This is a genomic window from Embleya sp. NPDC050493 (genome assembly GCF_044458105.1).
Classification (GTDB): Bacteria; Actinomycetota; Actinomycetes; order Streptomycetales; family Streptomycetaceae; genus Embleya.
Genome location: NZ_JBITHP010000038.1, coordinates 23,285 through 38,394 on the forward strand (window position 1 = coordinate 23,285; position 15,110 = coordinate 38,394).

Genomic DNA, 15,110 nt, shown 5'->3' on the forward strand with positions numbered 1-15,110 from the left:
ATCGCGCCCGCGCGCGGATCGGCCCGGTGTTCGTACCGTGGACCGGTGAGGCGCGCGCCCTCGAACGGCCGGTACCGTGAAGCATCATGAATGCGCCGCGCACTCTTCTCGTCAAGATCTTCGGCAAGGACCGGCCGGGGGTGACGTCGAGCCTCTTCGAGATCCTGGCCGGCCACTCCGTCGAGGTCGTCGACGTCGAGCAGACCGTCACCCGGGGCCGGCTCACGCTGTGCGTCCTGATCACCACGCCGACCGACGAGGGCCGGCTGCGGGCCGGGGTGCACCGCTGGGCGGACGGTGAGCGGCTGGAGGCGGAGATCCTCTCCGGCGTCGGCGACAACCGCCCGCGCGGCGAGGGCCGCTCGCACGTGACCGTCCTGGGCCACCCGCTGGAGGCGGCCGCGTTCGCCGGGATAGCGCACCGGATCGCGGCCACCGGCGCCAACATCGACCGGATCTTCCGCCTCGCCAAATACCCGGTGACCGCGATCGAGCTCCAGGTCTCCGGCGTCGAGACGGACAAGCTGCGTCTGGAGTTGGCCACCGAGGCCGCCGAGCGCCGGGTGGACGTCGCGGTCCAGCCCTCCGGCCTGCGGCGCCGGGCCAAGCGGCTGATCGTGATGGACGTGGACTCGACCCTGATCCAGGGCGAGGTGATCGAGCTGCTGGCCGAGCACGCCGGCTGCCTGGACGAGGTGGCCGAGGTGACCGCCGCCGCGATGCGCGGCGAATTGGACTTCGCCGAGTCGCTGCGGGCCCGCGTGGCGCTGCTCGCCGGGCTGGACGAGGACGCCATAGGCAAGGTCCGCGAGCAGGTCGTACTCACCCGCGGCGCGCGCACCCTGGTCCGCACGCTCAAGCGGCTCGGCTACAAGGTGGGCATCGTCTCGGGCGGATTCACCCAGGTCACCGACGCGCTCGTGGAGCAGCTCGGGCTCGACTACAGCGCGGCCAACACCCTCGAGGTGGTGGACGGCAAACTCACCGGGCGGGTGGTCGGCGAGATCGTCGACCGGGCGGGCAAGGCCCGGCTGCTGCGCCGCTTCGCGGCCGAGGCGGGCGTGCCGTTGACCGCCACGGTCGCCATCGGCGACGGCGCGAACGACCTGGACATGCTCAACGCGGCGGGTCTGGGCGTGGCCTTCAACGCCAAGCCGGTGGTCCGCGAGGCCGCCGACACCGCGGTCAACGTGCCGTTCCTGGACACCGTGCTGTTCCTGCTCGGCGTCACCCGCGACGAGATCGAGGCGGCGGACGCCGCGGATGTGCCGTACGGCCGACCGGATGCGTCGGCCGCGTCCACATCGGGGCAGGAGTCCCCGAACGCCGGACGGGCTTGAACGTCGTCCTGACACGCCGGACGGGCCGAAGAAGCCGGTCCGAGCTGGTCCCGGCGCCGAGCAGGCTCGAAAAGCCTGTCATCGGACGGGCCGAAGGGCCGGTCCTCAAGCGCCGGCCGGGCCGTCGATCGCCCGGATCGGCGCTTGAGTCGTGGTCCGTCTTCGCCCGTGATCGGTCAGGACTCCGGCGTGGTGAAGCGGGTCAGGTGGGCCGAGCGTTCGCGCAGGTCGGCCCAGGCGGTGTGCAGGCTCAGCACGGCGACCGCCGAGGTCGGATACTTCTCCCGCAGGCGCACGAGCGTGTCGTCCTCGCCGCTGCCCGCCAACGCGTTGACCAGCGTGGCAACGCCCGGGTTGTGCCCGATCAGCAGCAGCGTGTCGACCTCGTCGGGGGTTTCCTGGACGAGGTACAACAGGGCCTGCGGGCTCGCCTCGTACACCCGCTCGTCGTAGATGGTGTGCGGCTTGTGGTCGTAGGCCTTGCCCGCGAGACGCCAGGTCTCCCGGGTGCGTACGGCCGGCGAGCACACCACCAGATCGGGGGTGATGCCCTGGTCGAGCAGCCGGTGCCCGGTCTCGGCGGCGTCCTTGCGGCCGCGTTCGGCGAGGGGTCGCTCGTGGTCCGGCCCGTCGGGCCACTCGGCCTTCGCGTGCCTCATCACCACAAGATTGCGCTGTCGGTGGGATGCCATGGGTTCAGCCTCTCAGACATCGGCCGTTGTGCACTGCGGGTCGGCACCGCAGGACTCGATGGACGGGAACCGGGCGTGCCGACCGGACCGGACACGCACGACGGGTCGGGACCGAGTATCCGGTCCCGACCCGCGCTTTCCTCGGATCTACAGGGTTGTCGTGGTCACGGTCGTCGTCGGGATCCCGCCGGCGACCGTGCGCTCTCCGGTCAGCCGACCGGCGGGCGCGGGATCCGACGCGAGCCGGACACGTTCTCGTCGTACCGGGCGCCGCCCTGGTGGACCGGCTCGTACACCGGCGTGGCGTAGCCGTTCGCCGAGGCGTACGCGGGGACCGGCTCGCCGGCCGGAGCCGGCAGCTCGACCGCCTCGTCGCCGTGGTCCATCTGCGGCAGCCACCCGAGCCAGCGGGGCAGGTACCAGTTGTGGTCGCCGAGCAGGGTCATCACGGCCGGCAGCAGCAGACCGCGGATGATCGTGGCGTCCAGCAGGACCGCGACCGCCAGGCCGACACCGAACTGCTTCATCGACTGCATCGACAGGGTGCCGAAGACCGCGAACACCGCGACCATGATCGTCGCCGCGCTGGTCACCACACCGGCGGTGGTGCGGATGCCGTGCGACACGGCCGACTTGGTGTCCATGCCCTTGTCGTACGCCTCGCGGATTCGCGAGACCACGAAGACGTGGTAGTCCATCGACAGGCCGAACAGGATCACGAACAGGAACATCGGAATCCAGGAGACGACCGCGCCGGGTGCGTCCGTGCCCACCAGCGCGTCGCCGTAGCCGTGCTGGAAGACCAGGGTCATCACACCGTAGGCGGCGCCCACCGACAGCAGGTTGAGCACGATCGCGGTGACCGCGATGGCGATCGAGCGGAACGACACCAGCATCAGCAGGAAGGCGAAACCGAGCACGAAGGCGAAGATCGGCAGCCGCGCGTCGTCGAGCTTGTCGTTGAAGTCCTTGGAGCCGGCGGTGTTGCCGGTCACCGGGGCGTCCACGCCGTCCAGCTTGCCCAGCGTGTTCGGGATGACCTTGCCGCGCAGCGTGGACAGTGCCTTGTCGCTGGCCGAGTCGTTGCCGCTGCCGGCGAGCGGGACGGAGATCTTGAAGACGTTCGTGGTGCCCTGCCGCTCGACCTCGATCGGCTCGTGCATCTGCCCGGTGGCGACCGCCTCACGGCGCAGGTCGTCGAAGGCCGCCGCGAGCTTGGGGTCGTCGGGGTTGTTCGCCTTGACCACGATCTGGGCGGGCGCCGGACCGCCGGGGAACGCCTTCTCGATGTGCTGGTAGGTCTGCACGATGGACAGCGAGGTCGGCAGTTCCTTGTCGATCGGCAGCTCGGAGGTCTTCATGCCGATGGCCGGGACGGTCAGCGCGATCAGCAGACCGCCGGCGAGCACCGCGGTGCCCTTGGGGCGGCTGAGCACGACGCCCAGGATCTTGCCCCACGCCTTGCTGCCCTCGGTGGGACGGCGCATCTTGGCCAGCCCGGGAATCTTGCCCAGGTCCACCCGGTCGCCCAGCATCGACAGGATCGCGGGCAGGACGGTGAGCGAACCGAGCACCGCGGTCAGCACGACCAGGATGGTCGCGGAGGCCATCGACTCGAACTCGCTGAGCCCGGACAGGAGCATGCCGGCCATGGCGACGATGACGGTGATGCCGGAGATCAGTACGGAGCGTCCGGAGGTGGCGGCGGCGATCCGCAGTGCGGTCTCCGCGTCCCGGCCCTTGGCCCGCTCCTCACGCTCGCGGCGCAGGTAGAACATGCAGTAGTCGACGCCGACGGCCAGGCCGATCAGCAGCATCACCGACTGCGCGTTGTCGCCGACCGGCATCAGGTGGCTGCTCAGTGCGAGCAGACCGCCCGCGGCCACGAATGCGGTCAGGGCCAGGGCCACCGGCAGCAGCGCGGCGACCACGGCGCCGAACGCGACGAGCAGGATGCCCAGGGCGAGCGGGACGGCGGTCCATTCGGCCCGGGTGAAGTCCTTGGCGATGGTGTCCTGGAACCACTTGTCGCCGCTCGCGTCGCCGAACTGCTCGACCGTGACGTCCGGGTGCGCCTTGCGGGCCTCGGCCACCGCGTCCAGGACGGGCTGGATGTTGTCGACGGCCTTGTCGTCCTCGCCCACCATGTCGAACTGGATCAGCACCGAGTGCTTGTCCGAGGAGATGCCGCCCTCACCGGCGTACGGAGAACGCATGTGCTGGGTGGCGGGGCCCTTGTCGCCCTTGACCTGCGTGGCGTTGACCCGGTTGATCACATCGTCGACGGCGGCGCGGAACTTCGCGTCCTGCGCCACGAGCTTGTCGCTGCTGACCAGGACCATCTCGCCCGCGGGCTCCTTGATCCCCGCGTCGTCGATGATGCGCGCGGCCCGCCCGGACTCCCCCACACCGCGCTCGGCGTCGGTGATCTCCCGCGATCCGCTCATGTTGCCGATGACGACGGCGAGGACCACGAACAGCAGCCACCCGAATACCGCCGTCTTGCGATGCTGTGCACTCCAGCCACCGATCGAGGCAGCGAAATTGCGCCTGGATGCCATTGGTCCCCGCTCCTGTGTTCTCCGCTTCGCCGAGGGTGTTCCTCGACACACACGAAGGTATTGGCGGGCGACCGGGGGTCACATCCTGCGGACAGGTGTCTTGATCGGGGGGGCAGGCACCCCTGCGTAGTAGGGCTGGCCCCACCCCTGAGAAGGAGCGCGCCGGTGATCAGTCGGGGCATAGCAGGATGCGTGTAAGGGGAATCTTCCGCATCCACCTCGCTGACCTGCGCAAACGCCGTATGGAGCACTCGGGGGAAAGATCCACTCGGCGAGGGACTACACGTGTGCACAACGCCCGGCGGTCGATGCGGAGTTCCCGCCTGCCCCACCCCCGCCCGACACCGCGGCCGACCGCGGCCCGGCGCGAGCCGCCCCACCGGTCGGTACGGCGGGGCGGGTCTGCGAAACTCGTCCCCATGGCTGCTACATCTGGCGAATCCTCCAAGGAGCGGTACGAGCGGGCCATGGCCGCTCGCAAGGCCCGCGAGGAGCGCGCCCACGCGGAGGAAGTCGCGCGGTCGAACGCGCGCAACGAGATCCTCGCCCGCAGGGCCGCCGAATCCGGCGCGACCGACGAGATCCGCCAGACGGTGCTGGCGCCGCCGGACCCGAACAAGTCCTCCGCCAGGCAACTCGGCGGCATCCTGGGCATCATGCTGCTGATCACCGTGCTGATCGGCATCGCCGCGACGATCGCCGCCGCGACGGGCTGAGGGTTTTCGCCCAGCCGCCCACCCGGCCACCCGCCCACCCGTGCCGTTCGCGACCGGGGCTGCGGTTTCACCGGCGGCGGCGCACCCGCCTCGGCCTCGCGGCCCGCGCTCCACAACGACACAGCCCGACCACCGCGACCTGGTGGCCGGGTGATCGGGCTGTGGAAGGGGTCGGCGGCGCAGCCGCCGGCGCGCGCAGCGCGGATGAGAAGAGGTCAGGCGCCGATGGCGTGCAGGCCGCCGTCGACGTGGATGACCTCGCCGGTGGTCTTGGGGAACCAGTCGGACAGTAGTGCGCACACACCCCGGGCGGCCGGGTCCGCGTCGCGCAGGTCCCAGCCGAGCGGGGCCTTCTCGTTCCAGACACCCTCGAACTTCTCGAAGCCGGGGATGCTGTTCGCGGCCATCGTCTTGACCGGGCCCGAGGAGATCAGGTTGACCCGGATGTTCTTCTCGCCCAGGTACTTGGCCAGGTAGCGCGAGGTCGATTCGAGCGCGGCCTTGGCGACGCCCATCCAGTCGTAGCCCGGCCACGCCACCTGCGCGTCGAAGTCGAGGCCGACGACCGAGCCACCGGCGCCCTCGTTCGCCTCGATCAGCGGAAGGCACGCCATCGTCAGCGACTTCAGCGAGTACGCCGACACCTGCACGGCCGTGGCCACGTCGGCCCACTCGGTGTTGAGGAAGTTGCCGCCGAGCGCGTCCTTGGGACCGAACGCGATCGAGTGCACCACACCGTCGAGCGAGGGCACGTGCGCGCGCACGTTGTCCGCGAGCGCCGCGAGGTGTTCGGGGTTCGTCGCGTCGAGCTCGATCACCGGGGCCGGCTTCGGCAGCCGGTTCGCGATCCGGTTGACCAGCGAGAGCCGGCCGAATCCGGTCAGTACGACCTCGGCGCCCTCCTCCTGGGCCCGCTTCGCGACGTGGAAGCCGATCGAGGCGTCGGTGATGACGCCGGTGACGAGAATGCGCTTGCCCGCAAGCAGGTCGCCCATGAGTTCAGTGCCCCATTCCAAGTCCGCCGTCCACAGGGATGACGGCTCCGGTGATGTACGACGCGGCGTCCGAGGTGAGGAACTTGACCACGCCGGCGACCTCGTCCACGTCGGCGTAGCGCGCGAGCGGGATCTCCTTGAGGATCTGCGCCTTGCGCTCCTCGCCGAGCACCTCGGTCATCGCGGTGTCGACGAAGCCCGGCGCCACCACGTTCGTGGTGATGTTGCGCGATCCCAGTTCCCGAGCGATCGAGCGGGCGAAGCCGACCAGGCCGGCCTTGGAGGCCGCGTAGTTGGCCTGCCCCGCCGAACCGAGCAGCCCCACCACCGACGAGATCAGCACGATGCGACCCTTGCGGGCCCGCAACATGCCCTTGCTCGCCCGCTTGACCACCCGGAACGTGCCGGTGAGGTTGGTGTCGACGACGCTGGTGAAGTCCTCTTCGCTCATCCGCAGCAGCAGCGTGTCGCGGGTGATGCCGGCGTTGGCGATCAGCACCTCGACCGGGCCGTGGGCGGCCTCGATCTCCTTGAACGCCTGCTCGACCTGCTCGCCGTCGGTGATGTCGCAGCGCACACCGAGCAGGCCCTCCGGGGGCTCGCCGGAGCGATACGTGATCGCGACCTTGTCGCCGTCGGCGGCGAAGGCCCGGGCGATGGCCAGGCCGATGCCCCGGTTTCCTCCCGTGACCAGTACGGACCGGCTCAACGGATCACTCCTCTGTCGTCTGTCGTCCTCGAACGTCCTCGGCCGCGCCGGCGCGCGGGCCGTCGGCTTACGTCACGATGACGCTATCGGGCTACCCCGGGGTAAGGGGAATCCGGTCCGGGACAGCGTCCGCAGATCGATCGTTGTGGGAACCCGACAAGAGCGCACGACAACCGGAACGACCGGTTCCACCGACCGAATCCGGCCGGCCTGTGCCCGGCAGGTTTCGTTCCGCTTGTCGGGGCGCAAGACCCGTCCGAGCGCAGGACCGGCCGACCGGGCCGGCCGGAATGTCGGCGACATCGTGTCTGGTTGACTGAACGATGCGAGCCGACAGGCCGAACGTATGGAGGAATGGGTGCCCAACGAGATCGATCCGACGTTCCTCGCCTATCCCCTTCGGGAGCTGGCCGCCGCGGCCCTGTCCCGAGCCGGGGAACTGGGCGCCGAACATGCGGACTTCCGCTTCGAGCGGGTGCGAGACGCGTCCTTCCGGTTGCGCGACGGGCGGACCGACTCGTCCGTGGACACCACCGACGTGGGCTTCGCGGTCCGCGTCGTGCACGACGGGGCGTGGGGCTTCGCGGCGGGCGTCGACCTGACCCCGGAGGCCGCGGCGCACGTCGCGGAGCAGGCCGTGGCGGTGGCCCGGGTGTCCCGCTCGGTGAGCGAGGCGGCCGGCGCCGGCGAGACGGTGGCGCTGGCGGAGGAGCCGGTGCACGCCGACGAGACGTGGATCTCGGCGTACAAGATCAACCCGTTCGACGTACCCGAGGCGGAGCGGATAGCCCTGTTCGCCCGCTGGAGTCGGGAACTGCTCGCCGCCGACGGCGTGGACCACGTGGACGCCTCCTGCATGGTGGTCCAGGAGAACAAGTTCTACGCCGACTCGGCCGGCACCTCGACCACGCAGCAGCGGGTCCGGATCCACCCCCAGCTGACCGTGATCGCGGTGGACCGCGAATCCGGCGCGTACGAGACGATGCGCACCATCGCGCCGCCGGTCGGCCGCGGCTGGGAGTACGTCAAGGGCGAGGGCTGGGACTGGGACGAGGAGCTGGCGTCGTTGCCGGAGCTGCTCGCCGAGCGGGTCGCGGCGCCCAGTGTCGAGGCGGGCGAGTACGACCTGGTGATCGACCCGAGCAACCTGTGGCTGACCATCCACGAGTCGATCGGGCACGCCACCGAGCTGGACCGGGCGCTGGGCTACGAGGCCGCCTACGCGGGCACCTCGTTCGCCACCTTCGACAAGCTGAACAAGCTGCAGTACGGCTCGCCGGTCATGCACGTCACCGGCGACCGCACCGTGCAACACGGTCTGGCCACCATCGGCTTCGACGACGAGGGCGTCGCGACGCAGAGCTGGGACCTGGTCACCGACGGCATCCTGACCGGTTACCAGCTGGACCGGCGGATGGCGCTGATGCAGGGCCTGGGTCGATCCAACGGGTGCGCCTACGCGGACTCCCCCGGCCACGTGCCGGTACAGCGGATGGCCAACGTCTCGCTGCAACCGGGCCATGACGACCTGTCCACCGCCGAGCTGATCGGCCGGGTGCACCGGGGTCTGTACATCGTCGGCGACAAGTCGTGGTCGATCGACATGCAGCGGTACAACTTCCAGTTCACCGGCCAACGCGCGTATCTGATCGAGGACGGCCGGATCGTCGGGCAGGTCAAGGACTTCGCCTACCAGGCGACCACGACCGACTTCTGGGGCTCGATGGAGGCCGTCGGCGGCCCGGGCACCTACGTCCTCGGCGGTGCCTTCAACTGCGGCAAGGCGCAGCCCGGGCAGGTCGCCGCGGTCAGCCACGGCTGCCCGTCGGCGCTGTTCCGCGGTGTGAAGGTCCTCAACACGGTTCAGGAGGCGGGTCGATGAGCAGCGGGCAGACCGTGGTGACGCGGCCGAACGAGACGGTCGAGCGCGCGCTGGCGCTGTCCGAGGCGGACGGCTGCGTGGTGATCGCCGAGGAGACCTCGGCGGCCAACCTGCGCTGGGCGGGCAATGCGCTGACCACCAACGGCGAGACCCGCGGCCGGCGGGTGACCGTGGTGGCCACCGTCGCGGGCACCCAGGGCACCGCGTCCGGGATCGTCTCGCGCAGCGGCGTGACGGTGGATCGGCTGGAGGGGCTGGTCCGGGCCGCGGAGGCGGCCGCGCGGGACGCCGGCCCGGCCGAGGACGCGCGTCCGCTGCTCGGCGCCGGCGGCGGCCCGGACGGCGGCTTCACCGAGGCACCGGCGCAGACCTCGATCGGCGTGTTCGCGGACTTCGCGCCCGAGTTGGGCGCCGCGTTCGGGCGGGCCCGGGAGAGCGACCGGCTGCTGTACGGGTTCGCGTCGCATCAGCTGACCTCGACCTACGTGGGCACCTCGGCCGGGCTGCGGCTGCGGCACGACCAGCCCACCGGGCACGTCGAGTTGAACGCGAAGTCGGGCGACCTGACCCGCTCGGCATGGGCCGGCGTGCCCACCCGCGACTTCCGTGACGTGGACCTGGCCGCGATCGACACGGACCTGGCGCAGCGGTTGTCCTGGGCGAACCGCACGATCGACCTGCCGGCGGGCCGCTACGAGACGCTGCTGCCGCCCACGGCGGTCGCGGACCTGATGGTCTACATGTACTGGCAGGGCAGCGCCCGGGACGCGCACGAGGGCCGCACGGTCTTCAGCAGGCCCGGTGGCGGCACCCGGATCGGCGACCGGCTCAGCGAACTGCCGCTGACGCTGTACAGCGACCCGGGCTACCCGGGGTTGGAGAGCGCGCCGTTCACCATCGCGCACGCCTCCGGGGACGCGTCGTCGGTGTTCGACAACGGACTCGCGCTGACCCGGACGAACTGGGTCACCGACGGCGTGCTCACGTCGCTGCTGACCAACCGGCACACCGCCGAGCTGACCGGGCTGCCGGTCGCGCCGGAGATCGACAACCTGATCCTGGACGGTCCGGCCGACGGCCCGAGCCTGGCGGACATGGTCGCCTCGACCGAGCGCGGGCTGCTGCTGACCTGCCTGTGGTACATCCGCGAGGTGGATCCGCAGACGCTGCTGCTGACCGGGCTCACCCGGGACGGGGTGTACCTGGTCGAGGGCGGCGAGGTGGTCGGCGCGGTGAACAACTACCGCTTCAACGAGTCGCCGGTGGACGTGCTCGGGCGGGCGGTCGAGGTGGGGCGTACCGAGCGGACGTATCCGCGGGAGTGGGGCGACTGGTTCACCCGTGCGGCGATGCCGCCTTTGCGGGTCCGCGATTTCAATATGTCCTCGCCGAGTCAGGCGCAATAGGCCCGCGATCGGCCTGTGGCCGGCTCGGCGGCTTGGGCAGGACGGCCTGCGGCCGGTCGTCCTCAAACGCCGGACGGGCTGGAATTCGGCTCGGTCCGCGGTAGCAGCGGCGGTCCGCGGGACGCCGGCCGAGGTCTCGGCTCGGTCGGTCGGCAGGGTCGCGGCGGTCCGGGTACGCCGGCTCGGGTTTCGGCACGGTCCGCGGAACGCCGGGCTGAGGGTACGGCTCGATCCGCGAGGGTCGGGGGCGGTCCGTGGTGTGCCGGGTGGGGTGCGGCTGGGCTTTTGGTTGCGGTGTGCCGGGTGGGGTGGTCGAGTCCGCCCGGCATGCCGTCGCATGCCACCGCATGCCGTCGCAGCGGAAAATCGCTGTCCCTGTGCGGGGCTCCGTGCTTTCGTTGGGGTTCATCATGAACATCGTCAAGATTTCGAAGTATCTGTCCCGACACCTGCGGCATCAGCCGGAGCGGCTCGGGATCACCCTGGACGAGGCCGGCTGGGTCGACGTGGACGTGCTGCTCGCGGCGTGCAATGCCCGCGGGATGGCGCTGACCCGGGCACAGTTGGCACAGGTCGTCGAGGAGAACGACAAGCGACGGTTCGCCTTCTCCGCGGACGGCACCCGGATCCGGGCCAGCCAGGGGCACACCGTCGCGGTGGACCTGGGTCTGGTCGAGACCGTGCCGCCCGCCGTGCTCTACCACGGCACCAACCCCAAGAGCGTGGCCGCGATCCTGGCCGAGGGCCTGCGGCCGATGGACCGGCACGACGTACATCTGTCCGCCGACACCGAGACGGCGCGCCGGGTGGGTGCGCGGCGCGGCCGACCGGTGCTGTTCGTGGTGCGGGCCGAGAGCATGGTCGCGGCCGGGCATGTGTTCCGTCGCTCGGACAACGGCGTGTGGCTGGTCCCTGCGGTGCCGCCGGAGTTTCTGGAGCGGCTCGACTGACCCGTTCCACCGTCCGCCATGCGGGTCCGTTTGCGGCAAAGGTCCCGCCCCCGTTCTCCGTGCGGCCCACCTGCGGGCGTACCGTGGAGAGCCGGGGCGAGTGTGTGGGCACATGGTCGGAGACGGTGGAGTCGTGAAGAACGCCAAGGGCTCGGTGTACCAGATCAGTGGTGCGCGCAAGGGGCTGACCGAGGACGTGGCCGGGCGCCAACGCCGCTACGTCATCTCGATGTCCATTCGTACCGTGTGCTTCGTCGCGGCGGTGTTCACCCCGTCGCCGTGGCGGTGGATATTGGTCGCGGGCGCGCTCTTCCTGCCCTACATCGCGGTGGTGCTGGCCAACGCCGGTCGCGAGCCCACGTCGAATGCGCCGGTGCAGGCCCAGTTCGTGCCGCCGCTCCCGCCCAAGGCGCTGGAGCCGCCGCCCGGAGCGGTGCTCACCAGCGCCGAACGGGAGACCGTGCACACCCATTCCGAAGACTCCTGGACGATGCCCGTCGGCTCGCCCTCGGCCGCCGGCCCGGAGTCCACCGACCGTTCCTCGCACACGAATTCGGATACGCACGGTGACGCCGGGGGTGCCGACCGAGGCCGCGTGGGCGACCCGGCGGGTGCCCCTTCGCAGTCGGCAAAAAATTAGCGGGAAGCGCTACGCGGGTTGGTGCTTCAACCGCATGCAGGACGTGCCATACTTCGAAACGTGCTCCGTATCCCCCGTCGGAGCGACCGACGCGATGCCGGGCGGCTCCCCCCGTGGCTGCCCGGCATCGCCCGTGTCCGGGTCGTTTGACTGTCAGGCAAGTCGACGCGTACACGGTTACCGCACCAGCCTGTTGCTTACTGAGCGCAGCGCTCCGGTTGGTGCCTGACGCAGGGTCAGCTGCCCGTTCGATGCACCGCATCCGGGCGGCCGACCCCGTCTGCGACACTGGTCGACATGTTCCCCACCCCCAGCGACCCCGGCCGTGCGATCTGTTCGGCGAAGGGTTGTCGCGCCGACGCCGTGTGGGTCCTGGCGTGGAACAACCCCAAGCTGCACACCCCGGAACGGCGCAAGACCTGGCTCGCGTGCGACGAGCACCGTGAGCATCTGTCCCAGTTCCTGGCGATCCGCGGATTCCTCAAGGACACCGTGGCGTTCGCCGATTGGCACGACCCACAGCCCCCGGCCGGATCGGCCGATTCGACCGGCGACGGCTCCTGAGCGACCGGCGCCGGTCGCCGGGCCGTCCGATCCGAGCGATCCGAGCGATCCGAGCGATCCAGGGTGATCGCCGGACTGCCGGGTCCAACTCCCTTGCCGACTCGGCGGGTTGATCGAGTCGGGCAGGCGCGACCCGGTACCGGCACGCGCCGACCTTCCGGAACGGACCGGGTCGCCCGAATCCGCACCGGCGGAGGCACTCGGCGGATCCCGCACAGCGCCGCGTGACAGCCCGAAGAGCGCGTCCGGCACACGAGTTCGCGTTCCCGCGGCGCGGGCGCGCAGACCGGCGTCAGGCCGCCTGCTCAGCCGCCGATGGCCGACATCGGCCGGTCCGGCTGGAGGAACTGCGGGTCGTCGATGCCCGCACCGGCCTTCTTCGTCCACATCGCGGCCCGCCAGCGGTCGGCGATCTCCTCGTCGTCCGCGCCGCCGCGCAGCGCGGCCCGCAGGTCGGACTCCTCACGGGCGAAGAGGCAGTTGCGGATCTGCCCGTCGGCGGTCAGCCGGGTCCGGTCGCACGCGCCGCAGAACGGGCGGGTCACCGACCCGATCACGCCCACCGTGCCCGGACCGCCGTCCACGAGCCAGCGCTCGGCCGGGTTGCTGCCCCGCGCGTCCTCCGGGTCGAGCCGGAACGCGCCACGCAACGCGGCCAGGATCTCGCCGGCGGTGATCATCTCGGTGCGCTTCCACCCGTGCTGCGCATCCAGCGGCATCTGCTCGATGAAACGCAGCTCGTAGCCGCGTTCGAGGCACCACGCGAGCAGCGCCGGGGCCTCGTCGTCGTTGACCCCGCGCATCAGCACGGTGTTGACCTTGACCGGCCCCAGGCCCGCGTCCACCGCCGCGGCGAGCCCGGCGAGCACGTCCGCGTGTCGGTCCCGGCGGGTCATCGCCTTGAACCGCGCCGGGTCGAGGGTGTCCAGCGAGACGTTGACCCGGTCCAGGCCGACTTCCCGGAGCGTCCCCGCCAGCCGGGCCAGACCGATCCCGTTGGTGGTGACGGAGAGCGTGGGCCGCGGCTCCAGGGCCGCGGCGGCCCGGATGATCTCCACCAGTTCGCGGCGCAGCAGCGGCTCGCCCCCGGTGAATCGCACCTCGCGCACACCCAGCAGGGTCACCGCGATCCGGACCAGGCGGGAGATCTCCTCGCCGGTCAGCAGCTCGGGCTTGGCCAGCCAGTCCAGCCCCTCTTCCGGCATGCAGTAGGTGCACCGCAGGTTGCAGCGGTCGGTCAGGGACACCCGCAGGTCGGTCGCCACCCGGCCGAAACCGTCGACGAGTCCTCCGGTGCGGTGGTTCGTGTTCACCTTCGACCCCCTTCTCCTGGTTTCGGCACACCTTCTGCGTTCCGGCAAGTTTCCCAGGTTACGCGGGTTGCTCCGGTCGGCAGGTCCACCAGGTTACGAACGGGGCGCCGGATCGGTTGCAGTGGCGTATCCCACACCGGCATCGACAACCGTGAGTCGAATACCGGACGTGATCCACGAGAGGATCCAGGCTCACTACGAGGAGGCTTCACCGGTGAGACACGCAGCGGGCAGCGGTCCACAGCCCGACGAAGGGGGCACACCCGACGGAGCGCACTTCCTGGACACCTCGTGGCAACAGCACAGCATGGGCCCGACCGGCCCACCGGGCGGATCCGGCGCGTCGGGCACACCGGGCGCTCCCGGCCCGTTCGACGTGCCGACCACGCCGGTCCCGGCCGACTGGTACCAGCGCGAGCAGCCGGCCGCCGCCCCCGCATCGACCCCGGCCGGGCCGGCGCGGCCCACCCGCGACGACGAACCGGAGCCGCCGCGACGCAGCCGACGCGGACTGGTCGTGTGGGGTCTCGCGGGCGCCCTGGTGCTCGGCGGGGCCGGCGTCGGGGCGGTGCTGTTCCTCGGAGGTGGTGACGACAAGAAGGATCGGGCGAACTCGGTGGGCGCTCCGTTGCCCCCCGCCCAGACGGCCGTGGCACCCACCGGCACGGCCCCCACGACCGCCCCCACCACGCAGGCGCCGTCGTCGACCCGGCCGCCGTCGTCGTCGAGCAAGCCGCCGAGCTCGTCCTCGACCGCGAAGCCGCCGGCCAACGACGTGGACGCGCCCAAGGACCCCAAGGCGCTCAAGCCGGCCGCCTACGCCGCGTGGAAGAAAATCGACGCCGCGATGGCCGCGGAGGGCATCACCCTCAACCTGAACTCCGGCAAACGCGGCTGGGCCCACCAGCAGAGGCTGCTCGACGAGAAGATCGCCGCCGTCGGCTCGCGCGAGGAGGCCCTGCGCTGGGTGCTGCCGCCGGAGAAGTCGATGCACGTCCAGGGCGTCGCGGTGGACATCTACCCGGCCAACGCCCAGGCGTGGCTCCAGGCCAAGGGCAGCAAGTACGGCTGGTGCCGGATGTACGACAACGAGGAATGGCACTTCGAGTACAACGCCTCCTACACCTCCGGCTGCCCCAAGCGCCTCCCCAGCGCCACGGACGGCTGACCGGGCCGTGTCCGGCGGAACCCGGTGGATCGGGTCGCGGGCGCGGTGTCGGGCGGCGTGGCCCCGCCGGGATCCGCCGGGCACGGCGCAGGGGGCCATGGGAGTGACCCGGCGACACTCGGCCCCGGTCCGATCGTTGTACGCCGTGTCCGCCGACGAGTCTCGGTGGGCGCG

At 71.0% G+C, this 15,110-nt stretch carries 13 protein-coding genes; 8 read left to right on the top strand and 5 right to left on the bottom strand.

Going from position 1 to position 15,110, the window contains the following annotated elements; all coding sequences use genetic code 11:
- The first annotated feature begins 86 nt into the window (after nt 1-86).
- Nucleotides 87-1,340 (top strand): phosphoserine phosphatase SerB, encoded by a 1,254-nt coding sequence (gene serB / locus ACIBM5_RS42015; RefSeq protein ID WP_396011956.1) that lies wholly within the window; start codon nt 87-89, stop codon nt 1,338-1,340.
- A 176-nt stretch (nt 1,341-1,516) separates the two neighbouring features.
- Here the strand turns inward: serB and ACIBM5_RS42020 are convergent, their stop codons facing one another.
- The gene (locus ACIBM5_RS42020) at nt 1,517-2,032 is read right to left on the bottom strand and encodes a SixA phosphatase family protein (protein ID WP_396011957.1); all 516 of its coding nucleotides are present in this window, start codon (nt 2,030-2,032) and stop codon (nt 1,517-1,519) included.
- Between the two features lie 209 nt (nt 2,033-2,241).
- Nucleotides 2,242-4,593 carry an MMPL family transporter gene (locus ACIBM5_RS42025; protein WP_396011958.1) on the bottom strand — a complete coding sequence of 784 codons (2,352 nt, stop codon included), beginning with the start codon at nt 4,591-4,593 and terminating at the stop codon, nt 2,242-2,244.
- 419 nt (nt 4,594-5,012) lie between these two features.
- On the opposite strand from ACIBM5_RS42025, the gene ACIBM5_RS42030 reads away from it, so the two are divergent.
- Nucleotides 5,013-5,309, top strand: a complete 297-nt coding sequence (locus tag ACIBM5_RS42030) for a hypothetical protein (RefSeq protein ID WP_396011959.1) — start codon at nt 5,013-5,015, stop codon at nt 5,307-5,309.
- 215 nt (nt 5,310-5,524) lie between these two features.
- Here the strand turns inward: ACIBM5_RS42030 and fabI are convergent, their stop codons facing one another.
- Nucleotides 5,525-6,304 (bottom strand): enoyl-ACP reductase FabI, encoded by a 780-nt coding sequence (gene fabI, locus ACIBM5_RS42035; RefSeq protein ID WP_391583056.1) that lies wholly within the window; start codon nt 6,302-6,304, stop codon nt 5,525-5,527.
- 4 nt (nt 6,305-6,308) lie between these two features.
- A complete protein-coding gene (gene fabG / locus ACIBM5_RS42040; RefSeq protein ID WP_020556165.1) occupies nt 6,309-7,013 on the bottom strand; it encodes a 3-oxoacyl-[acyl-carrier-protein] reductase in 705 nt (234 codons plus the stop codon).
- 358 nt (nt 7,014-7,371) lie between these two features.
- On the opposite strand from fabG, the gene ACIBM5_RS42045 reads away from it, so the two are divergent.
- From ACIBM5_RS42045 to ACIBM5_RS42065, 5 genes are all read left to right on the top strand, one after another.
- Complete coding sequence (locus ACIBM5_RS42045) at nt 7,372-8,895, top strand: TldD/PmbA family protein (protein WP_396011960.1); 1,524 nt, start codon at nt 7,372-7,374, stop codon at nt 8,893-8,895.
- The gene (locus ACIBM5_RS42050) at nt 8,892-10,301 is read left to right on the top strand and encodes a metallopeptidase TldD-related protein (RefSeq protein ID WP_391582476.1); all 1,410 of its coding nucleotides are present in this window, start codon (nt 8,892-8,894) and stop codon (nt 10,299-10,301) included. The genes ACIBM5_RS42045 and ACIBM5_RS42050 overlap by 4 nt, the downstream gene beginning before the upstream one ends.
- 410 nt (nt 10,302-10,711) lie before the next feature.
- A complete protein-coding gene (locus ACIBM5_RS42055; protein WP_396011961.1) occupies nt 10,712-11,251 on the top strand; it encodes an RNA 2'-phosphotransferase in 540 nt (179 codons plus the stop codon).
- A gap of 133 nt (nt 11,252-11,384) precedes the next feature.
- Complete coding sequence (locus ACIBM5_RS42060) at nt 11,385-11,891, top strand: DUF3099 domain-containing protein (protein ID WP_396011962.1); 507 nt, start codon at nt 11,385-11,387, stop codon at nt 11,889-11,891.
- Between the two features lie 297 nt (nt 11,892-12,188).
- Nucleotides 12,189-12,455, top strand: coding sequence for a hypothetical protein (locus tag ACIBM5_RS42065; protein ID WP_391582479.1), 267 nt, complete (start codon nt 12,189-12,191; stop codon nt 12,453-12,455).
- A gap of 305 nt (nt 12,456-12,760) precedes the next feature.
- Here the strand turns inward: ACIBM5_RS42065 and moaA are convergent, their stop codons facing one another.
- Complete coding sequence (moaA, locus tag ACIBM5_RS42070; RefSeq protein WP_396011963.1) at nt 12,761-13,768, bottom strand: GTP 3',8-cyclase MoaA; 1,008 nt, start codon at nt 13,766-13,768, stop codon at nt 12,761-12,763.
- Between the two features lie 214 nt (nt 13,769-13,982).
- Between moaA and ACIBM5_RS42075 the strand changes: the two genes are divergently transcribed.
- Complete coding sequence (locus ACIBM5_RS42075; RefSeq protein WP_396011964.1) at nt 13,983-14,936, top strand: D-alanyl-D-alanine carboxypeptidase family protein; 954 nt, start codon at nt 13,983-13,985, stop codon at nt 14,934-14,936.
- Nucleotides 14,937-15,110: the final 174 nt, after the last annotated feature.

What these genes read in the sequence shown, in the direction of transcription:
- serB (WP_396011956.1), top strand. Translation starts at nt 87, where the DNA reads ATGAATGCGCCGCGCACTCTTCTCGTCAAGATCTTCGGCAAGGACCGG.
- ACIBM5_RS42020 (WP_396011957.1), bottom strand. Translation starts at nt 2,032, where the DNA reads ATGGCATCCCACCGACAGCGCAATCTTGTGGTGATGAGGCACGCGAAG.
- ACIBM5_RS42025 (WP_396011958.1), bottom strand. Translation starts at nt 4,593, where the DNA reads ATGGCATCCAGGCGCAATTTCGCTGCCTCGATCGGTGGCTGGAGTGCA.
- ACIBM5_RS42030 (WP_396011959.1), top strand. Translation starts at nt 5,013, where the DNA reads ATGGCTGCTACATCTGGCGAATCCTCCAAGGAGCGGTACGAGCGGGCC.
- fabI (WP_391583056.1), bottom strand. Translation starts at nt 6,304, where the DNA reads ATGGGCGACCTGCTTGCGGGCAAGCGCATTCTCGTCACCGGCGTCATC.
- ACIBM5_RS42050 (WP_391582476.1), top strand. Translation starts at nt 8,892, where the DNA reads ATGAGCAGCGGGCAGACCGTGGTGACGCGGCCGAACGAGACGGTCGAG.
- ACIBM5_RS42055 (WP_396011961.1), top strand. Translation starts at nt 10,712, where the DNA reads ATGAACATCGTCAAGATTTCGAAGTATCTGTCCCGACACCTGCGGCAT.
- ACIBM5_RS42065 (WP_391582479.1), top strand. Translation starts at nt 12,189, where the DNA reads ATGTTCCCCACCCCCAGCGACCCCGGCCGTGCGATCTGTTCGGCGAAG.